A 20,995-nucleotide genomic window follows, 5' to 3' on the forward strand; every position below is an offset into this window, starting at 1 on the left:
GTGTTTAGTCTAATTGTTTAATTCAGTCCATACAAGTGCGGATGCTCCATAAATGGCAGCATTCGTGGGAAGAGACGAACGAAGTATTTTGATTTTTTGTTTAAATATATACAGCATATTGGCTTCCATTTGTTCCTGTGTGGTTTTGAAAAGCCATTCACCCGCGTTGGCTACCCCTCCTTGAAGGAATATCGCTTCCGGGCTGATAATGGCTACTAGGTTAGCCAAGGCTTTACCCAGTTGCTCGCCCGTGATCCGGAAGGCCTCCAAGGCGATCGGGTCTCCTTTTTGTGCTGCGTCATATACTTTTTTGGCCGTGATTTCCGTGTAAGGAATATCTCTTAATGCGCTAGGCGTATTTTCCAAGGCGAGTAATTCGCAGGCGGTGCGCTTTATTCCGGTGGCTGAGGCATATGTTTCCAAACACCCCCGGCGTCCGCAATTGCAGTATCTATCCCCGCCGCAAATCAGCGTGTGCCCCACTTCACCTGCCAGCCCGTCATGCCCGTACACTAATTTCCCGTTCACCACGATGCCACTTCCCAAGCCTGTTCCCAGCGTGATCACGACGAAGTCTTTCATCCCTTTTGCCCCGCCGTACACCATTTCGCCGATAGCGGCAGCTTTTGCGTCATTCGTGATAAAAGCGGGTACGCCAAATTGTTTGGTCAAAAGTTCTACCATCGGGATGGTTCCTTTCCAGGATAAGTTTGCCGCATTTTCGATGGTTCCGTTGAAGTAGTTCCCGTTGGGAGCGCCGACCCCGATACCGACAAGTTGCACGTCTAATTTGTCCAGTTCTTTCTTCACTGTTTTGTACAGGTCCTGAACAAAATCTTGTGGTGTGTTATATGCAGTTGTGGGTAATGAGCCATTTGCCAGACAGTTACCGCTTTTATCAATGATGCCGAATGCGATATTGGTTCCTCCAATATCAATACCTAGTGAGACAGTTGTTTGCATAATAATATATAAATTTGACAACAAAAATAATTGCAACCTAATGCGTGGTTAAAAGTAATAAAAAAAAATAAGAGACCGATGGGGCGATCTCTTATTTAATTACTAACTACTAACCTAAACATACAAACTTATGAAAAAAAACTGTGTCTTCTATCTGTTTTCTACATTACAAAGATAGGGGGTATTCCTATATTCGATAGTTAATAGATCGTTAATCTTTTCTGTAAGGAGATTTAAATCCTGATGAAAAGGTGGAACGGGATAAACCTTCGGGAATCAGAGTTTCAAGTAAAAATCTTTGGTTAGGTTCGCGTAACTCTCGTGAAGTATATGTCTCTCTATTTCAAGAGTTATCGAATCTTCTACGAAGTGTTTTTTTACTTTCGAGAGTTCGATGAGTTGACGTTTTGGTGCCTTGTCGGGAGTGGGGTAAACTGTTGATAATTTGTTAACAAACCATTTTTTGCTTTGGGTTAATTCTATAAAATGTTTGGCTTCGTTAACAGGTAGTATGACACAAAGTTTGCCTTCTGGTAAGAGTAAATTGTCGCTAACTTGGAGAAGATCCTCGTGTGATAATGTTTCGCAATGCCGGGCTAACGTACGATTGAGTTCCGGGTTTTTAGTAGAATTGATAAAGAAAGGCGGGTTGCAAACAATGATGTCGTATTTATACGGGGGAGCAAATGCTTGCACTTCACCTTGAAAAAGATGGATACGTTCCCGCCACGATGTACTGTTTGCGTTTTCCCGTGCCTGTTCAAAAGCTGCCGGATCAATTTCAATAGCATCAATAATTAATTCGGGATTGCGTTGTGCTGCCATGATGGCTATAAGTCCGGTTCCCGTACCGATATCAAGCAAACGTCGTGCATGGGTTACATCAGTCCACGCTCCCAAAAGGACACCATCCGTGCCGACTTTCATGGCACATCTTTCTTGCCGAATGGTGAATTGTTTGAATTGAAAATAGTCGTTTGCCATGACGGGATAATGGGTTTGTAAAGTTTGAAAGTTTATAAGGTTTATAAAGTCTCACTATGTTGGTAGAGATATAACTTTATAAACCTTACAAACTTTATGGACTTTATAAACTTATTCTTCTTTCTTTTCTTCTTCCGGTTCGTCGAAGTTCAGAAGGTTCTTGTCTAATAATAAGTTATACCATTGGATCATTTTCCGCATGTCTGAAACGTAAACGCGATCCGCATCATATTCCGGGATGACAGATTCTATATAATTCGTGATAACGGCGGATGATTCTTTGTGATTAATAGCCGGTTTACCCTCTTCTTTTTCATACATACGTTTGAACACGGTTTTCAGAGGCATGTCTTCATCTTCCGTGTAAATTGAAATATCTTCGAGGGCGATAATTTTAGCATTAGAATATGCAGGAAAGCGTTTCCCGTCAAGTAATGATTCTACAATCAAGGCGTTTGCGGTGTTATTGATTAATTTGAATAACCCGGGTTTTCCTGATATGGATAAAATTTCTTTCAACATATTGCTTTCTTTTTGTGTTTTGTTATTGGTGGGCAAAAGTACGAATCAATGTTTAAAAGTAAAAGCAATGAAATATTTATTTTTTTAATTTCAATCCACTCTACCCGACTAATTGATGCCCCGTTGTTTTTTGATTTTCTCGTAAGCCTCGTTGATGGCCATGAATTTTTTCTCGGCAGCCTTACGAATATCTTCTCCCATGTATCCGACTTTGTCCGGGTGGTTTTCGATAGCCATTTTCCGGTAAGCTTTTTTCACTTCCTCGTCGGTAGCGGAGGAACTGATGCCTAGAATGCTATAAGCAGAATCCAAATCGTCATAGTACATGGCTTTGATTGACTGGTACGTGGTTGAATCAATTCCCAGTAAATTAGCTATTTTATCCAGCAGGGAAATTTCGTGTTTACATACCGTTCCGTCGGCTTTGGCCAGTCCGAACAGGAAATATAATAATTGTGTACGGGAATAGACGTTCATGTTCATGCGGATCTGGGTACAAACTTGATCCACCTCGATGTCTTTGTTCAATAGGTCCTTGATAATCGTCAAGGCCTCTCGCTCTCCTTCCAGCCCGAAATTATCCCGGAAAAATTTTTTCACGTAGTCCAGTTCGTTGCGGGTCACTTTTCCGTCGGCTTTCATCAAGGCCGTTGCCAAGACGACAAGGCTCAGCAAAAAGTCACCTCTTCCCGTGGGGCGGGTACCCGGATCGTTCGCCGGGCCAGATGTTACAATTGTTGCCGTGTCGAATGTGGAACCGATGAAATAACCGAACAGGGCTCCGATGGGACCTCCCATGACAAAACCTAAACCTGCTCCTATCCATTTTCCGTATTTTGCCATATTATGCTTGTTTTGAATGAATATTGTTTAATTGATGAATGATGGAAAGGATTTGTTTTATTACCTTGTCATCATTATTGTTGTAAATTACGAAATTCGATTTCGATTGTTTTATTTCATCGAGCATTTGATTGTTGATACGTTCAATCACTTTCTCCCGGGTGGTAGCGTCTCTTGAGATCACCCGTTCCACGCGGGTTTCCAAGTCTGTCGAGATTAGAATAATGTAATCAAAAAGGTGTTCGAGTTTTGCTTCGAACAGAATGGCCGATTCGAAGAACAGAAACGGGCGTCGTTGTGCCGAACACCACGTCATGAAATCCCGTGTTACGGCAGGATGAACAATGCCATTTACTTTCTTGATCGCTTCCTTATCATTGAATATGATTGTTGCCAACCGTTTTTTATCCAGGTTCCCGTCGGGCTGGTAAATGTCTTTGCCAAATAGCTCGGTTAAATGTCTCTTGATTTCTTCATCCCGGTTGATTAGCTCGGATGCCTTGGAGTCACTAATATACACGGGGTACCCCAATGTCTCGATAATTTTGGCTATCGTGGATTTTCCACTTCCGATGCCTCCTGTCAAACCAATTTTTAGCATGGGATTATTTTTTCTTTTCGATAAGATACTCGACGGTTTCCGGGGTGAATACCAAGTCTTTTATGTGACGGGGAGATCGCTCGATCAGGATTTTCAAGGATGCCGGGTTGTTCTTGATTTGGTTGTAATCCACGTAGAAAGAGAAACTGGTGTCGGAAACTACTTCATAGCGGCTTAATCCCACGTCAAATGTCACGTCAATGGAGTGAGGGAACAGGCGGATCAAAAGTGAGTCCGGGAGATTTTTAACGACGAGGGGTACTGTTTTTTTAGATTCCGTGAATCGTTCCACTTCGACCTTGACTTTTGCGTCATTTTCATTGATCTGGGTTCCGTAGATTTCCTCAAACGATACGGTTTTGGTCACGTCTTTCGAGAGGTTTTTTAAAGAGATCGGTTCCGTGTACACCGCTTTTAGCGTGTCAAGAATGGAGGCTGGTCCACTGATGTCCACGTAATCGGGGGTAACAGAAATATCGTTTTTCAGCATGTACTGCCGTTTTAATGTGTAATCGACCCGGGGAATTACCGGAACTCTTTTACTTTCGAATCGAGAGAACTGAAACGTGATACTTTCCGGTTTAATGGAGATTAGCTGGATGTCCGTGTTCAATTGAGAACTGATGCGATCTTTGATCTCGGAAGTGTTCACCGTGTATTCCAACTGGTCTTTTTTGTCCAGTAATGAGTTCACGTTAAGCACGATCGGTAGAAAAGAGGTGCTGATGCTGTAACGCAGTAAGGCGAAACCGTGAGCCTTTATGGCCAACGTCATCTCTTTGGGTGGTTCGGAAACGAGTAGTTTCCCTTTAGGGAAATCCGTGTATTTTATCGGGTAGGTGATTTCCGTGGTATATTCTTTATTCAATGCGTTTAAAAACCATAGCACTGTCGCGATGATAACGCATATCCCGTACGTGACTACATTACGTTTGATGTGTAATTCATGGGATGCACCGAAATAACTGAATATTTTACCGATAAGACCACGCATATAACGAAAAGTTTATAATGTTTGTAAAGTTTTTAAGGTTCATAAAGTTCGTCTTGTTATCTTGTGAACTTTATGAACCTTATGAACTTTATAAACTATTTGCTAGCCGGAACGTCCGTCATGTCTTTCACGATGGCTTCCTTACTTACTTTTAATCTGGCTTGACTTTCTACTTCAATGATAACGGTAAAGTCGTTGATCTCGACAATTTTTCCGAAGATTCCCCCGGTTGTCATGACTTTGTCGCCTTTCTTCAATTCATCCCGGTATTTTTTCAATTCTTTTTGTCTTTTCATCTGGGGTCTGATCATGAAGAACCAGAATACAACGACAATAAGAATAAGGGGTAAGAATTGCATGAAAGCGTTACCTTGTGTAGCAGTTTGTTGTAATGTTAACATGAAAATTGTGTTCATAAATTTACTTTTTTATTTATTCTTGATATTTGCGATTATTTTTAGTTCAATCACTTTTTCCGGAACGTTTGCAAAGATATTAATTACTTTGTATTGTTTACCATATCTGCCCGAAGAGTTAAATTCAACCTCGATTTTTCCTTCTCCTCCCGGCGGGATCGGTTTTTTGTCATACTTGGGGGTAGTGCAGCCACAACTGGCCTCCACGTTTAGAATAACAAGACTTTTGGTCCCCGTGTTTTTGAAACGGAACGTGTGCGTGACGATTTCTCCTTCTTGCAGGTCGCCAAAGTTGAATGATTTTTGCGGGAATTCAATTTTGGCAATCGTGTTAGAATCATTCACGCTGGTCGGGGGGTTTACTTCCTGTTCGTTTTGTTTTTTACTTTTGCTGTCACATGAGCAGGCGAGCATGATCCCTAAAAAGATGTAAAGTAGTCCCTTCAGCATATGTAATTAATTTGACAACGAAAATACGACATAATATTTAAAAAATAAGATGCCTCATAGAATAATTTTTATCCTTGATGTATTGCATGGTTTCAATGCCAATATCGAGATGTTGCCGGACGAAATTTTGCGTGACGATTTTGTCTGATTCAGACGTTTTTATGCCGTCGGAAATCATGGGCCTGTCTGATATTAGCAATAAGGCTCCCGTCGGTATACGGTTGGCGAACCCGACGGTGAAAATCGTGGCGGTTTCCATGTCCACGGCTAGCGCCCGTGTTTTTATCAAGTATTCTTTGAAATTCTCGTCGAATTCCCATACTCGTCGGTTGGTGGTGTACACCACTCCCGTGTAATATTGCCTGTCATGATTCGTGATTATTTTTGAACAGGCTTTCTGAACGCTGAAAGAGGGTAGGGAAGGGACTTCTTTCGGCATGTAGTCGTTGGATGTACCCTCGCCTTTAATGGCGGCAATGGGAAGGATGTAGTCCCCCTCGTGGTGTTTGGCTTTCAGTCCCCCGCATTTCCCGATAAATAGCACGGCTTCCGGTTCTATGGCGGAAAGCAAGTCCAGAACGGTGGCGGCGTTGGCGCTGCCCATTCCGAAGTTAATCATGGTGATCCCGTCGTGCGAAACGTTGGGCATATTTTTATTCTCGCCGATGATAGGAGCATTGTATTTTTCTGCGAACAAGTCCAGGTAGTAATCAAAGTTGGTCAGGATGATGTGTTTTGAAAAATCTTCCAAGGCCCGTCCCGTGTACCGGGGCAGCCAATCCTCCACTATATCTTTTTTTGTTTTCATGCTCATAATATGTCGGTTGGGAAATTTGAGAATGGAGTATCCCATTTCCTTTTTTTTCGTTATTTATCATTACTTTTGCAGCCTTAAAAGTAAGATATTATTGCCGAATGACAAAAAAAATAGCGATCGAAAATTCTCGTGAAATGGTAGAAAAGCTAAAAGAAATTAGGATCGAGGATTACACGTATGATTTGCCCGACGAGCGGATTGCCAAGTTTCCCCTGGAAAACCGGGAGGCGTCGAAGTTGTTGATTTATGACGAGGGTAGGATTGACGAGAGGCATTTTTACGAGGTACCGGAAATGCTTGACGCCGGGAAGATGTTGGTGTTTAACAACACGAAGGTGATCTATGCCCGGATTCTTTTTCAGAAGGTCACGGGAGCCGTGATCGAGGTTTTCTGTTTGGAACCTTACCGGCCCTCGGACTACGTGCAGAGCTTTGCCGCTTACGGGAAGTGCGAGTGGAAATGTATGGTCGGAAATCTGAAGAAATGGAAAGAGGGAACGATTTTTTGTCATTACCGGTTTGAGGGAAAAGAGTATCAGTTGGCCGCGACACGGAAACTTCGGGAAGAGAATGATGTTATCGTGGAATTTACCTGGGATGCCCCGGCCAGTTTCAGTGAAGTGCTGGAGTGTTGCGGGCGTATCCCGATCCCGCCATACTTGAACCGGGAGTCGGAAGAGGATGACAAGATTCGCTATCAAACGGTGTATTCCAAGAACGAAGGATCGGTGGCAGCCCCGACGGCCGGGTTGCATTTCAGCGTCCCCGTGTTGAAAGCCTTGCGGGAAAAAGGGATAACGATCGAGGAGCTGACCTTGCACGTTGGGGCCGGGACGTTTCGTCCCGTGAAAAGCGAGACGATCGGGGGACACGATATGCACACGGAACATATTTCTGTTCGGCGGGAAGTCGTGGAGCATCTGTGTACTCATCCGGAAAATATTATTGCCGTGGGAACGACATCCGTCCGTACGCTGGAAAGCCTTTACTGGATGGGCGTGAAACGAATTTTGGGAGATGAGGATTTCAGTTCTCTAGGACAGTGGGAGGCTTACGACTTGCCTTCCGGTTACTCGTTGAAAGAGTCTATGACAGCCTTGCTGGGGTGGTTCGATGAACGAGATGTCGAATTGTTGAAGGCTAAGACCACGATTATTATTGTTCCCGGCTATTCGTACCGTGTGATCACGGCGATGTTTACTAATTTCCATCAGCCACAGAGTACGTTATTATTATTGGTTGCGGCAGCCATCGGGGAAGATTGGCACAAAGTGTATGATTACGCCTTGGCTCATGATTTCCGTTTTTTGAGTTATGGTGATAGTAGTTTGTTGAAAGTAAGAAAAGATAAAAAGTGATCGCGTGAAAAGTTTGAACTTACCTCCTTTCGAGTACAAGGTGAAAAAGCAGAACGGGCAGATCTGGATTTTCGATATGATCCGGAAAAGGTACGTCGTTTTGACCCCGGAAGAGTGGGTAAGGCAGCATTTCATTCATTTCCTGATCGAGAATAAAGGTTATCCTGCCCAGTTGATTGCTGTCGAGAAAGAGATTCAAGTGTGCGGTATGAGGAGGCGTTTCGATCTGGTATGTTATGACCGGCAGGCGAACCCTTACTTGATCGTGGAGTGTAAGGCTCCTTCTGTGGTGTTATCGCAGGCTGTCTTCGATCAGGCATTCCAGTATAATCTGTCCATTGCAGCTCGTTTTATCGCGATAACGAACGGGTGCTTGCATTTTTGCGGGGAGATTTCTGGGAATGGAAAATTTCAAATGTTAGCCGAAATTCCGAATTTTTGCGGGTAAACAGGATTTTTGTTTAAAAGAATTGAACATGCCCCCGGCATCACCTAGGCGATGCCGATGGGAATGTAACATGTTCTTTCACATACAATTTGCAACCATAGAGGCGGACTCTGAATTTCTAAAGGCTACATTAATCCTTCTATATCATTAAACCAACGTTTAATGCCATTCAAATATAAACAAATTTCGCTAAATTCTCACAAATCATTTCTTTTTTTTGAATCTGTGTATCAACAATTCACAGGTTATTAAAAAATTATTATATTTGTTAGGCATGGATGAAATGAATTTTTATTAAACGTTCGTTTAATGATTCTTCTACAAAGGAATATTTGACGCCTGTACTTATCTTAAAACTGTATTTTCGGAATATGTGTTGGTATGTTCTAACATAAATCAGTACTTCTATCGGGGCTTAGAATAGATAAAAGTTTGAAATTGTCTTTATGTTGACCTATTGTTGTCTCGTTTCGTGCGGATGTGTCCTATGTTATTTTTACTAATCATCTGTTAAAATGGCGGCGATAATCGGGCGACTAGGCGGCGACAATCGGGCGATGGCGCCTAATTACCTGCCAACAGTCGCCCAACAGTCAGGTAATTTCCATGTAAAGCCCTGGGAGAAGGTGCTCTCAGGTGATATAAAACCGAAACGGGAAATTATCCAAAAGTGATTTCGGATAATCTCCCGTTCCGAGTATGTCGGAAATATTTTTACAATTACAGTTTCGTGTCTTCCTTGAAATAGTTGTCTAGCAAGCGGAAGGCCGCAGCAAAAGAACTTTCCTCGTTATGCTGCACTTTTTCTTCTGCCTCTTTTATTTGTTCTTTCTGGCTCTGGTAGAAACGATTCCTCAGTTGTTCGTCAATGGTTTCGTACATCCAGTACTTGGCTTGTTCGCTGCGACGGATGTCGAAATATTTACTTTGTTGGGTTTCGCTGCAATAGTGCAGTATGTTTTCCCATATTTCCTTGATTCCGGTTTTCTCGTAAGCGGAACAGGTCATGACCTTCGGTTCCACGCCTGATTCATGAGGGGGAAAGAGATGAAGAGCATTTTGCAACTGAACTTTAGCAAGTTCGGCACGGGTGATGTTGTTACCGTCTGCCTTGTTAATGATGATACTGTCGGCCATTTCCATGATGCCTCGCTTGATGCCTTGCAATTCATCCCCGGCTCCGGCAATTTGTACCAGCAGGAAGAAATCGACCATCGAATGCACGGCGGTTTCACTTTGACCGACCCCGACGGTTTCAATCAAGGTAATGTCAAATCCGGCAGCCTCGCAGAGCAACATGGCCTCTCTCGTTTTGCGGGCTACGCCACCTAGCGAGCCGGCCGATGGGGAAGGGCGAATGTAGGCGTGTGGATCACAGGCTAACTCTTCCATACGGGTTTTGTCTCCCAGAATGCTCCCTTTCGAGCGTTCACTACTCGGGTCGATGGCTAGCACGGCAATTTTGTGTCCTTGTCCGGTGAGGAATTTCCCGAAAGCCTCTATGAAAGTACTTTTCCCGGCTCCGGGTACTCCCGTGATCCCGATACGGACGGATTTACCCGTGTTCGGGAGACAACGGTTGATCACTTCCTGTGCCATGGCTTGGTGGTCAATGCGGGCGCTTTCCACGAGGGTAATGGCTTGGCTTAAAATGTTAATGTCCCCGCGAAGAATACCTGCCACGTACTCGTCTGCGGTAAGCGTCTTTTTCCTCAGATGCTTCAATCTTTCCGCGATTGCCGGGTTCACGGGGTCCGGCTGTTCGATACCCTTGTTGACGGCCAGTCCTTCATAACAAGCTTCGTTTTCAGGATGTTCTATATTTTGTTGCATAGCGTTTTAAATTAATCTTCGACAAAGATAGAGTTAATGTGGGGAAGTTACAAGTAAAAAATCGTGGTTTCAGGGTGAGTCTTATCCCGGAAAGTTTATTGTATGCAGAAGCGATGAATAACGAGGAAGGCGAGATCCATCGCGGAATCTCGCCTCGGTATTCAGGGAATCTTGATGAAAAGAGTCCCCTTTCTGGTTGCATTTATTTTCTTTTTTGTAACGTTGATTTGAATTTTATTACTTTCCGGGTATCAAGGTGCTTTCGTTCTTTCGAGTACACGTTGTAACTTATTCGCGGGCCTCGCTCTTGGGTATAGAAGGAACCGAATCCCATGAACGTCACTCGTTTCCCGGCGAGTATAACTTCTGAAATACAGTCGATCGTGGCTTGTAGCGTCGTGTGAACGTCCTTTTTCTTGAATCCGGTGCGCTCTGCGATAAGCGCTGTAAGTTCTCGTTTATTCATATATACTTTTTTTACTAATTAATGTCTCTTACACAGCGGACTCCGCCACGGTCATTGTCTTTGTTATTAATCAAGTAATATACCGATCCTGTATTTTCAACGGAAAAACCAACGCGTTCGCCACCAGCAGTGTTAAAACTGAAGCTACTTCTGGAAAAATGGTTGTTCAGAGGCCAAGAGGTCTCGTTTCTTGGCATCCTGGAGTACATTAATGCTAATTCCCTTTGATTGGGAACCCTCCATCCTTTGGGGCATACCGGATTTGTTCCTCCGGGTTGAGAGCGAGCGTTGACTGCCTCCCAGGTTAACCTGTTTCCGTATGTATCGGCATTTATTTCAAAAGCATTCCAAGGTTTGTTGTACCCGCGAACGTCACGTTCGTTGTGATCGGGCAACTCATCTACGGTACTGAAACCTCGTATCGATTTGGGATCTAGTTTGGTTAAGGTGATGGTTCTGTTTGCGGCATCATATGTGACGAAATCTTCTGGATGGTCATTTTCGCTCGCATTTTTGGCTAGTCCTAAATTCCTGACACACCTGTAGTACACCTTGGTCGAGGCAATGGATCCGGGTCCACTTAAAGGACCGACTGTTGAACCTTCCGAAGACCACAATATCTCGGGATTATCCCTGTAAGTATAAGGATTCCGATCAGTACCCCATCCTTGGCGATCTTTCTCTAGTACGGTGCTGCTGGCATACCATTGTTTGTTTATTTCCCACGTGCTGAGTTTGTATAGGCGGGATTGCGAGTCAAAGGAGTTTTCACCGATCCACAAGTCCGAGAGTTGATTGATACTGGCCAAGTACCATTGAACCTCCTCCTTGTCGATTTGCCCGTTTCCGTTCATGTCGCGATTAAGGCGTAAGCATTTATACTTGGCCGCTTCATATGAATCTTGCATTTCCCATGTCGTGGGATCTATGTAGTCGTCCCAATTCATGATTTCGTTTCCAATCCACATATTGATGGAGTTTTTTCGTCCGTTATTGAGATCGTTATACGTGCGATTCGTTCTAGTTCTTTCTGTTTCAAACAGGAGAAGAGTTTCATCCTGTATAGCCTCGGAACCCCATGCGGTGAAGTTTTCAGTCAAGTTCTTGTTATACATGGTTTGTATAGATGATTGCCTGATGGAGTACAATGCGATGGATTTGGTACTCATCTGGTCTTGGCTGTATTGAAGATTGGATAGAATATTGAGCACTCTTTCCTGTGTGTTGACGAATTTTTTCCAAAGCCCGTTTTCCACGGTTTCAGACGGGTTTTCCGGATTCACGTCATAGTAATACTCTTTAAGATAGGTGGTAAATATGATTTTATCTCCACTATCAAATAAATGGTTTCCTTGTGATGCGGAATACCTGCGTTTACATTCCTTTAAAATGCGGACAAGTTGTTTGATGTTTAGCATTTTCTGTGTTCCCCTGTTTATATCGTTCATGTAACGATCCAGGGGGTGTTGGTAGTTTAAATCATTGAATTCGGCATCCGTGTAAACACCATAATCTCCTTGGTAGGTTACAAAAGTTTCGGTATAAAAATTTCTACTTTTTGTGTTAATGTTGAAATATATCCAGTCGTAGTCTTTGGGATTTTCATTTTCTGCTCCATTGGAGAATGGGGTGTAAACGTTCCAAGTCAAGCTCTCGTCGATATTCTTTTGCTCGAAAGTTGTCGTGAAAATTTCATTGTGGGCATCGAATCTTTTAATCCGTTCGGCGACAACAACATCTCCCTCGCTTCCGGGTGAGGGTTCCTCGCCTGTTGTTGATTCAACCTCGACGATGATATCATCCACGCTATTGATGGTTACCGTGTAAGTATAAAAATGATTTCTGAGGCTGTTGTAATCGTTCACGCCATTCACACCTCCGAGGTGAATGGTGTAAGTTACGTCTGCTGAAATTTCTTGTCCCCCAGCGATGCTATAAAAAACATTTCCTTTCAATTTCACGTAGGTCGCCCGTTGATCCGCGTATCGGTAAGCCCCGTTTGTTACGCTCCCGTCGGCGTTAGATGTTTTTTCTTGTTTTTCCCGTAGGGTATATTGATCGTGATATTCCCCCTCTGCGGGTATTGTTCCCTTGGGGTTTACTTTGTTCTCGGGTATGTAGAATGCGAACGTGATGGCGTTCGTGGTGGAGATTTCAAAGTTATTCCACTCGCTGTTAAAGTAATTCTCAAATTCAAATTGTCCTTGTGTGGTGTTCGGTAACACACTTACTTCTTGTGGTATAGCAACGACCTGCCACTCGCGAGGGGTGAATGTTACGCCTTCTTTCGTTTGCACGTTGAAACGTACTTTCGCATCAGTTCGTGTCAATGGGATGTCGATTGCATTATTTTGGTTTGCTATTAACTCGGCTCCTTCTTTCATTCCGCTCATCAGAAACTGGATTCCTCTCTCGATGTAATCTCCCTGCATGTGCGATGTCAGTGCCAACAAATCGGCTTTCGAGGTGACTGCATCCAGTTTTGTGTCATTCAGGTCGTGAATCGTCGTGTTGATGTTCGCGATAACAGCTATGGTCTTGCCGTTCCCGGCGGGAATGTTCTCCACCTTGGTCGTGTAAGTCTTTGATTGGTGTATGTTGTTGTAAAATTGTCCGAACACCTTGCTCCCGTCTTGATTGAAAACGAACACGTAAGCGTTGCTTATTATTTGTTCATCCTCGTCACTTGACACGGCGCGTGACAGCGTGTTGTCTGAAGAGTTGAAACTCAATGTTAATGTTGCATTCCCGCTATTTTCATGGTCCCCGAGTTTATCATCTTGACAGGCGGCTAGGGTAAGAATCAAGGCATATGCGATGTATATATATCTTTTCATAGTTTTCTGTTATTTAAATTCGGGTACGTTAATTGCTTGTTGCTGCCATGACTCTACCGTGCAGGTTAATGTTAAGTCTGCCAAAGTGGAAACTAGTATATTTATCGAGTAGCGTTGCCCGGCGATCAAAGTACTTATTATCCGGTTTAGTGGGACTGTTATCGTTTGGGTCTGAATATTTCCTGTTACTTGGTATTCCACGGTGACTTTAATCTCGTCTGTTTCATCAATCGCTTGTGGCAATAGCATCAAGAATGCGTTGTCGGTGCTGATTGACTGGTATGTGTTCGTGATTGTTTTCAAGTTCACGTCCTCTAGTAGTCCGTTGTTGATGGTCAGCAAATAGGGTTTGTCCGAGGCATCTCCTGCCATTGTCCAAGAAAATGTTCCCGGGGTGCTGCTGACGTCGTAAGAGAGTGTCGCTTTGTTCTTGAAATTCCCGAGGGTGATGGAGGTTACTTTCACCGGGAAATCGCAAGCGTCTGTCATCTTGGCATTGAACACGATGCACGAGAGGGCGTGTCGGAATGTTAATGGTAACTTACCGTCGGCGTTCCTCGATGTTTTCGTTTGGTTGAGTAGGGGAACGGATACGAGTAAATCTCGCTGGGTAATCACGTCATCCGGTACCGTGTAGGTTAGTTGGGGATACCCCGCCGTGGAGGGGGTGGAACTTAAAGAGGTGTACGAATCTCCTTGGCTTGCGTAAGGGGAATAGGCGAAAAATGACAGTTTCCCATTATTAGGCCAGAACATGAGAGGCTCGTAAGTCCATGTGCCACTTGTCTTTTCCACGTGGGTGTTACACATGAAATTCGGGGTGCTAGTCCCCGGGATAAAAGCGTCGGCCGTGTAGTAGGTGTATACACCGAAATCTCGCATATCGTCGTTTCCCGTTTCGCTTCCCCGGGCTTGATCTGTCTGGATGAAGGATTCGTGAAATGGCGTGGCAATAAAATCTATTTTATCACCGTCGTTGGCAGGTTCCGGGTCGTTTTTGTCGCACGATGTGAACGCGATCAATAGGGCTGCCGACAGTAAAATGTATTCTTTTCTTTTCATCGTTTGACTTTTTTGAGGTTTTATTAGTACCTGCGGGCAGACGTTCAACCGCCCGCGGGTGAGCCGTTAGGCCATGTTTAAGGTTGCATGAAGCGCGAGGGCTATTTTACGTTGATGGTACCACCCTCAGTAAGATCCCACAGTTCTACGTCCGTTTCGAATTCGATCGGATCCAAAATGCCTGCTGTTGCGCCGATGTTTAAGTTGTAAGTGATCTTTTGATTTCTTGCCCAGTTTCCGGAAATACCGACTGTTACAGGAACATATTTACTGTCGCTACCTTTTAGATAAATTTTTGTACCATCTGCAAGTTTTTGGTATATCTTGCAATTGATCGTCAGGTAATTACCAGTTTCTACATCTGCATTTACCGTTAAGGTTTGTGGTAATAGCATTAATGCCTTGTCTGCGCTTCCGATCGGGGTGAATGTTTGAGCGCCCTCCTTTACTTCATAACCTGCTTCATTAATGGCATCGGAGGTAACCGTGTAGCTGGCTGGTGCAGCCTCAGCGTTTAAAGTCCATGTTTCTGTCGAAGATGCAAAAGTTCCCGTGTTTTTCAGATTGTGAATTTGAATCCCGTTCTCCTCAACATCCACGAACAGGTTTGTGGCACTTGTCCCGATTGCAAAATGCACCTGAGTCAAGGCGTGTTTGAATGGCATGGTTACGCTGTTTCCGTTATCAGGTTTTGTTTTGTTTGTGGCAACAGCGTACATTAAGTCCACTTGATTGGTTTCTTCGGCTGGAACGGTATAGTTCAACGTTAAACCGGTCGTGGCGAAAGTTTTCGCCGTGATAGCTGGATTCCCGTACGGGGAATAGGCGTAAAAATCAAGCAATTCGCCATTCACGGGCCAGTAAGCTTGATCGCTTGCTTGGGCGTAAGTCCATTTCGCCCCGTCAGATACGATTTTAATGCCCTCGGTAGTCGTTCCCATGTAAGGATTTTCATTTAGGACTGCATTTATCTTGATAAATGCCGTTACTCCAAAGGCGTTGTCTTTCGTTAAAAATTCGTTATTGTCATCTACCGGGTTTCCCCTGGAGATGTTCTTGTAAGTGGAGAACCCGATCAGGTTACCCTCCTTGTTGATTTCCGAATCAACTACGTCGTTTTTTGCGCAACCGGCAAGCATGGCAGCAGCGGTTAGCATGTACAATAGATTCTTTTTCATGATCAGTAAATTAAAATGAATAATTCATTATTTTTAAATTGGCAATTCCGTTTCAATTTCTTCCCATTCTTCAATCTCGGGGTGGAAAACCCCGTCACCGTTACCGATGGCTTCCGGGAGAGTCACCTCGGCCCGGATTTTGTGGACGGTTTGTACCCCGTCATGTGAAGTTTCAATTAAATCTTTCACGTTAAGGGAAACCGTGTGGGTTTCTCCGTTCACGAGGATGAAATTCATGACGAGTTGGTGATCATTGAGGCATTTCCCGTTTGCTTTTTCCGGACCAAACGAGATGAGTTGCTTCGTGATCGTGGCGAGTTTATAGTTGTCCGGGTCTACCCGTTTGTTGTTCAGCACGAACTCGTGTGTGATACCATGCCCGAACTTTATCGCTTTTTCCATGTTTTCGCTTTCACACATGGCCGTCAGGTGGGAACGTGGGGCCCCGGCAGCTGACGTGATGTTCATCACTTTTACCTCAATGTCGATTAATTCTGTTTGTCGTTCCGGGGTGACTTCGATCGTTTGGCTGACCTCGTGTTCTCCGGTAGCCGGCTTTTCCTTGTAATAGTGAATATCTTTCGGGGTAATCTCGATCGCCTTGACGAGTGCTCTGGCTAGGATGTCGCATGCTGTCAAGTAGGAATTATTATCTTCTGCTTTTGATAATAGATTCGCGTACTTCGGCTCTTTATTGGCCGAAATGACAGCGTTGAACGTGTGTAGGTTTTCGATACCGGTAAAGTCAATGCTTGCTAATTCCTCTTCCGTGTTGTTTATCACCATGATGTCATATTTACCCGGGTAAAGGGGAATATCAATCGTGTTAGGGTCGCTGCTGATCAAACATTCACAGACAGCTTTTCCGCTTTCGTTGTCGAACACGTAGGCTGAGGTACCGTTCGGTTCTAATTGTGAGGGTTCCCAATTGATATTCAGGCGTACAAATCCTTGTTCTTCCGTGGCGTAAAACAGATTGTCCCTGTCGCATGAAGAGCAGGCAAGTGTGAAACAAAGAGTTGCGATATAAATTATGTTTTTCATTTCACACCTCCTTCTTTTTTTACTGTTTTTTTATTTAATAACCAAACGAGGGAAACTTTTGCGAACGTTGGACCAAACCATTGTTTCCTCTCTACTTTCCACGGGAACCTGAAAACTTTTATGTCCCCGTACATCGTGTCGTTCACTTTATCATACTCTTTCGTGTCCCTTTGTAAATAACCCACGCCGAGGCTATACTCCATGTGGAAATGCTTGCCGATCTTGTGAGCGTAAGCGGCTTGAAGACCTGCATCAAAGAAGTCGCCTTGTTCCCCGTCTTTATCGAAAAGTTGTAGATCGTATTTCCCCACTCCGCCGTAAAGGCCAATGTTCCATCCCGTGAGAACTTCTTTTGCGTCACGATCCCCGAGCCAGTATTTCACGCTGGCGTGTCCCGATAGTAATTGCATGGTCCAGTCGGCACGTGATGCTTTCCACCACGGGAATATTCCTTCTGCAGCCACGGACCATTGTTTACCGATGGGAATTTCTATTTCTAGGTTCACGGCCGAAAGCACGTCGTAGAGAAGGTTCGTTTTCATGGCGAATAACGGTTTCGAGATGATTAGCGGGATGACCGGAGTCTCCGGTTCCGATTTTTGTGGAGGGATAATCTTCTCTTCTTTCTTCGGTTCCTCCTTCTTTTCTTCCTTGACAGGCTCCCGCTTATAGTAGATCACGCAGACAGCACCCGTGCGTAATTGTGGTAAGAAGTTTTTCCTGATATAACGCCATGATTCCCCGTTCGCTAGAGTCTTGATCAACCATTCCTTGGCTCCGTTCTCACGATCGGAATTTATGATGTTAATTAATCTTTCCCGGTGCGGGATGTTTTTATCCGTTTCGATCATACGTTTGAAATCAACCCAGTTCTCACCGGTGTATCGTGCATAGACAAGCTCTTTTTTGATCTCGGGATATTTCCCCGTGATATAAGCTTTGACACTTTCGGCTCTTTTCCTCGATAACTCCAGGTTGTATGCTTCCTTGCCATCAGGAGAAGAGGAGGCCACGATGGTAATGGAGTCGAGATTAGGTATGATTAATTCATTTTTGATTAACTCATCCAGTTTCTTCAAAGATTCATTGTTTCCCATGTACGTGCTATCTAAAATAGCCCCGTCAATTTTAAAATAGAGGACAATGTTGTTTGTCGAGTCTGTCTTGTGTTGATGTTCCTGAGCCCGAACACGCATTATGCTTCCAGTTAAAAGCATTATTAAAATAAGAATGATTGCATACACCTTCATGATTTGTAATATTTCTGATTTATTGTCAATATCAAAAAATGATCGTTTATTGATAGACAAAATTAGGGAATAACAATGATAAATGCAAATGAATAAGGGCCTATTATCTGTCTTGATAGCTAGATTGTTGTGCGTTTTCTTGATAAAAGACAAATGTTAAAAGATTGAATGTTAAAAAACGATCGTTTTTTGATCGTTTTCAACACGAAATCAAAGGAGAAAAGATATACCAACAATTACGTATGGAAAATTACACGATCGGCTTTTATCTTGAGAAACTATATTATATCCCTCACTTCGAACCCGTCATCAAAGAAATCATTAAACGAAACATATCATACGTCATCATTATCCCTAAAAACAGGGGAAGGGATGAATTGAATCAACGGGAAGAATCCATCAAGTATTGCCAAGAAAAGGGATTCACGTATTGTCTTGATGAAGAGCACCGGGAGTGTAATATCATGGTTTTCGGGAATGCCCCGCGTCACATTTCGACCCCATTCAAAAAATCTGCCCTCATCATGCACGGCACGTGGGGCGGGAAAACGGTCAATTACGCTCCGGATCTGAATGATGTCGATTTACGTTTCTTGGATGGGAAATTCATGGAAGACAGGTTACTCGAACTCTTCCCGGAGAAAAAATCAATCTATTATATATCCGGATATTCTAAACTGGATAATTACTTTCAATTAACAGAAGAAGATCGTATCAAATTTCTCCAAAGCTGTCATTTAGACATAAACAAAAAAACCATACTGTACGCTCCCACTTTTTACCCGTCATCCATCTTGAAAATGGGTAAGAAATTCCCGGAAGACTTTGCCGAATATAATATCATTTTAAAACCGCACTCTCATCTATTTTTACGAAAAAGATACCGGAGAGATTTACATCGTCTAGAAACGTGGGCCAAATACCCGAACGTGTACCTAGCCCACTTTAACGAAACAGATATTCTGCCATTTTTAAACGCTTCCGATTTAATGATTTCCGATATGTCAAGTGCCGTATTCGAGTTTGCCGGAATAGGTAAACCAGCTATTGTCAATATGTTTCTGAGATACAGATTGCATGATCGCTTATTTCCTCAAAAAGTGAGAAAACGATTAGACACGGAAAATTTCTATCTATGGGAAGTGGCGGACACCCCAAAAAAGTATCAAAATATGGTGAAAAATGCACAAGAGGCCCTTGCCGGAACGGATAAAAACAAGGCCAAACGAGAAGAGCTGATCCACTATGTCATGGGCGTGGTGAATGGAAAAGTATCACCAAGGATCGTTGACAAATTACTAGAGCTAAACAATAGCATAAAAGCATAAAAACAAGGGGCAAATTCAGCCCCTTATTATTTATTTAAAACAATAGCCTCCACTGACCTCGATAACGGATCCATTTACAAATTGATTATCCAGACAAAAAGCAACAGCGTTTGCAATTTCATCAACGGCTGCAAATCTTTTTATTGCAGTCTTACCATAAATATTTTCCCGAATATTTTGGGGCTTATTCTTTTGCCACTCGGTTTCAACAAAGCCAGGAGCAATAGCGTTAACGGTGGTTCCCGTTCCCTCAAATTCCTTGACTAGATTCTTTGCAAGAGCATGAACTGCCGCTTTAGAAACACCGTAAGGCAACGACGTTCCATGAGGCAATACTCCCATCATTGACCCCATGAAAATAATCCGGGAATCAGGCTCGATCATTTCATAACAATCCCGGATCAGATAAAAGTGAGAATTAACAGCCACTTGCATCACTTGTTCCCATTGTTCATCCGTAATTTCCATGTTAGGTTTCCGTATGGTCATCCCTGCGTTACAAACAATACAACTTATGGACTCGGCCCGAGACTTCACGAATTGAACAAATCGTGCAAAAGACTCCTTATCACTTTGATCGGCTTGAACAATACTCAAACGATCCTTCCATTGTTCTAACTCTTGTCCCACCCGTTCTGCCGATTCTTTATCACGAGCGTAATTCGTAAACACGTGAAAACCTCTTTCTAACAATACTTTTACAATCCCCAACCCGATACCTTTTGTACCTCCCGTTACAACTGCATACTTCATACTACAATCCTATTTTAAATATGTTGTATTATTCGAATCACGGTAACTACCAATGATCTTGGCGATCGTGATTGATTCATTATGATTCAATTTGTAGCTACTTGTCCGCCCACTCAACACCATCGTCACGAACTCCTGAATCTCATAACGTAACCCGTCACCCTGATAAGTATAGAAATATTTCTTATTCAAATTCTGATCCTCGTATCTCACCTCGAAATAATTCGTCAACCACCAAGGGGATGGAACAAGCACGTATCCTTTTGTACCCGAAATGACCAAGTTACCTTCAGTTTTCACTCCCAACCCCAGCGTGATGGAAGCAACCGCATTCCCATAAACGATTTCACCTTTCGTGAAAATATCCACCCCATCCTGCATTTTTGAAAAGAAATGCACCCCTAAATAATCCTTGCCAAGCAATTTCACGATAGCCATCAAAGGGAATGGAGCTAGTTCTGTAACACTACCACCAGCCTGATTAACATCCATCTCTCTGACGTTATTGGGCACGAGTTTTGACAAAGAAGCCTTGACATCAACTACTTCCCCGATCACCCCACTTTTCACGAGCGTGAGTAGATGATTCCATGCCGGACAGAAGGCTGTTTTAGATGCTTCAAGCAATACCAGTCGCTTTTCTTCAGCCAGCGTGCAGAGTTCTTTGGCCTCCTCCCCGCTCAAAACCATAGGGATTTCGCACAAGACATGCTTATCGGCCATCAATGCCATTTTTATATATTCATAATGCGTGAGGTGAGGTGAGGCTATATACACGGCATCAATCGCACCTAGAAAACCTTCATACGAATCGTAATTCGTCACGCCAAATCTTTCACAAAACTGCA

The 20,995-nt window shown here is 43.5% G+C and carries 20 protein-coding genes and 1 pseudogene; 3 read left to right on the top strand and 18 right to left on the bottom strand.

Translation table 11 applies throughout. The features are described from left to right. Window positions 1–9 precede the first annotated feature (9 nt). The 9 genes from AB5542_RS02005 to AB5542_RS02045 all read right to left on the bottom strand — a co-directional run bounded on the left by AB5542_RS02005 (window position 10) and on the right by AB5542_RS02045 (window position 6,581). The gene (locus AB5542_RS02005; RefSeq protein WP_279039891.1) at window positions 10–963 is read right to left on the bottom strand and encodes an ROK family protein; all 954 of its coding nucleotides are present in this window, start codon (window positions 961–963) and stop codon (window positions 10–12) included. Between the two features lie 276 nt (window positions 964–1,239). Then, window positions 1,240–1,947, bottom strand: a complete 708-nt coding sequence (locus AB5542_RS02010; protein ID WP_279039889.1) for a tRNA1(Val) (adenine(37)-N6)-methyltransferase — start codon at window positions 1,945–1,947, stop codon at window positions 1,240–1,242. 111 nt (window positions 1,948–2,058) lie between these two features. Next, window positions 2,059–2,469, bottom strand: coding sequence for a DUF5606 domain-containing protein (locus AB5542_RS02015; RefSeq protein WP_087421053.1), 411 nt, complete (start codon window positions 2,467–2,469; stop codon window positions 2,059–2,061). Between the two features lie 108 nt (window positions 2,470–2,577). After that, window positions 2,578–3,312: a TerB family tellurite resistance protein gene (locus AB5542_RS02020; protein WP_087421054.1), complete on the bottom strand. Its 735-nt coding sequence runs from the start codon at window positions 3,310–3,312 to the stop codon at window positions 2,578–2,580. 1 nt (window position 3,313) lies between these two features. Then, the gene (coaE, locus tag AB5542_RS02025) at window positions 3,314–3,913 is read right to left on the bottom strand and encodes a dephospho-CoA kinase (protein ID WP_279039888.1); all 600 of its coding nucleotides are present in this window, start codon (window positions 3,911–3,913) and stop codon (window positions 3,314–3,316) included. A gap of 4 nt (window positions 3,914–3,917) precedes the next feature. After that, window positions 3,918–4,907, bottom strand: coding sequence for a YbbR-like domain-containing protein (locus AB5542_RS02030; protein ID WP_279039887.1), 990 nt, complete (start codon window positions 4,905–4,907; stop codon window positions 3,918–3,920). A gap of 95 nt (window positions 4,908–5,002) precedes the next feature. After that, complete coding sequence (gene yajC / locus AB5542_RS02035; protein ID WP_027202744.1) at window positions 5,003–5,323, bottom strand: preprotein translocase subunit YajC; 321 nt, start codon at window positions 5,321–5,323, stop codon at window positions 5,003–5,005. 12 nt (window positions 5,324–5,335) lie between these two features. Further along, on the bottom strand, window positions 5,336–5,773 hold the full coding sequence (locus AB5542_RS02040; protein ID WP_279039886.1) for a DUF1573 domain-containing protein: 438 nt from the start codon (window positions 5,771–5,773) through the stop codon (window positions 5,336–5,338). 37 nt (window positions 5,774–5,810) lie between these two features. After that, a complete protein-coding gene (locus AB5542_RS02045; RefSeq protein ID WP_087421311.1) occupies window positions 5,811–6,581 on the bottom strand; it encodes an AMP nucleosidase in 771 nt (256 codons plus the stop codon). A 107-nt stretch (window positions 6,582–6,688) separates the two neighbouring features. On the opposite strand from AB5542_RS02045, the gene AB5542_RS02050 reads away from it, so the two are divergent. Together AB5542_RS02050 and AB5542_RS02055 are read left to right on the top strand one after the other, a co-directional pair. Next, window positions 6,689–7,948 (top strand): S-adenosylmethionine:tRNA ribosyltransferase-isomerase, encoded by a 1,260-nt coding sequence (locus AB5542_RS02050; RefSeq protein WP_279039885.1) that lies wholly within the window; start codon window positions 6,689–6,691, stop codon window positions 7,946–7,948. Window positions 7,949–7,952: 4 nt separating this feature from the next. After that, window positions 7,953–8,396, top strand: a complete 444-nt coding sequence (locus AB5542_RS02055; protein ID WP_279039884.1) for a type I restriction enzyme HsdR N-terminal domain-containing protein — start codon at window positions 7,953–7,955, stop codon at window positions 8,394–8,396. Window positions 8,397–9,116: 720 nt separating this feature from the next. Here the strand turns inward: AB5542_RS02055 and meaB are convergent. The 7 genes and pseudogenes from meaB to AB5542_RS02090 all read right to left on the bottom strand — a co-directional run bounded on the left by meaB (window position 9,117) and on the right by AB5542_RS02090 (window position 18,012). Beyond that, entirely contained in the window at window positions 9,117–10,229 is a 1,113-nt protein-coding gene (meaB, locus tag AB5542_RS02060) for a methylmalonyl Co-A mutase-associated GTPase MeaB (RefSeq protein ID WP_209279490.1), read from the bottom strand. 202 nt (window positions 10,230–10,431) lie between these two features. Beyond that, a pseudogene (locus AB5542_RS02065) lies at window positions 10,432–10,698 on the bottom strand (HU family DNA-binding protein); the annotation flags it as partial. Window positions 10,699–10,709: 11 nt separating this feature from the next. Further along, window positions 10,710–13,532: a fimbrial protein gene (locus AB5542_RS02070; protein WP_279037881.1), complete on the bottom strand. Its 2,823-nt coding sequence runs from the start codon at window positions 13,530–13,532 to the stop codon at window positions 10,710–10,712. A 9-nt stretch (window positions 13,533–13,541) separates the two neighbouring features. After that, a complete protein-coding gene (locus AB5542_RS02075) occupies window positions 13,542–14,594 on the bottom strand; it encodes a fimbrillin family protein (RefSeq protein ID WP_270543534.1) in 1,053 nt (350 codons plus the stop codon). Window positions 14,595–14,695: 101 nt separating this feature from the next. After that, on the bottom strand, window positions 14,696–15,772 hold the full coding sequence (locus AB5542_RS02080; protein ID WP_279037879.1) for a fimbrillin family protein: 1,077 nt from the start codon (window positions 15,770–15,772) through the stop codon (window positions 14,696–14,698). Window positions 15,773–15,805: 33 nt separating this feature from the next. Then, window positions 15,806–16,816, bottom strand: coding sequence for a DUF5119 domain-containing protein (locus AB5542_RS02085; protein ID WP_279037877.1), 1,011 nt, complete (start codon window positions 16,814–16,816; stop codon window positions 15,806–15,808). Continuing rightward, window positions 16,813–18,012 carry a DUF3575 domain-containing protein gene (locus tag AB5542_RS02090; protein ID WP_162613769.1) on the bottom strand — a complete coding sequence of 400 codons (1,200 nt, stop codon included), beginning with the start codon at window positions 18,010–18,012 and terminating at the stop codon, window positions 16,813–16,815. Before AB5542_RS02090 ends, AB5542_RS02085 begins: the two co-directional genes overlap by 4 nt. A gap of 296 nt (window positions 18,013–18,308) precedes the next feature. Between AB5542_RS02090 and AB5542_RS02095 the strand changes: the two genes are divergently transcribed. Beyond that, window positions 18,309–19,394, top strand: a complete 1,086-nt coding sequence (locus AB5542_RS02095; protein WP_279039897.1) for a CDP-glycerol glycerophosphotransferase family protein — start codon at window positions 18,309–18,311, stop codon at window positions 19,392–19,394. Window positions 19,395–19,424: 30 nt separating this feature from the next. Here AB5542_RS02095 and AB5542_RS02100 read toward each other — a convergent pair whose 3' ends face one another. Both AB5542_RS02100 and AB5542_RS02105 read right to left on the bottom strand, forming a co-directional pair. Continuing rightward, on the bottom strand, window positions 19,425–20,147 hold the full coding sequence (locus AB5542_RS02100; RefSeq protein ID WP_279039898.1) for an SDR family NAD(P)-dependent oxidoreductase: 723 nt from the start codon (window positions 20,145–20,147) through the stop codon (window positions 19,425–19,427). 9 nt (window positions 20,148–20,156) lie between these two features. After that, window positions 20,157–20,995: Gfo/Idh/MocA family protein (locus AB5542_RS02105; protein WP_368242971.1), on the bottom strand; the 839-nt coding region annotated here is incomplete at its 5' end.

The sequence above is a fragment of the Butyricimonas sp. RTP31003st1_G1_RTP31003_210430 genome (assembly GCF_040920905.1).
Classification (GTDB): Bacteria; Bacteroidota; Bacteroidia; order Bacteroidales; family Marinifilaceae; genus Butyricimonas; species Butyricimonas paravirosa.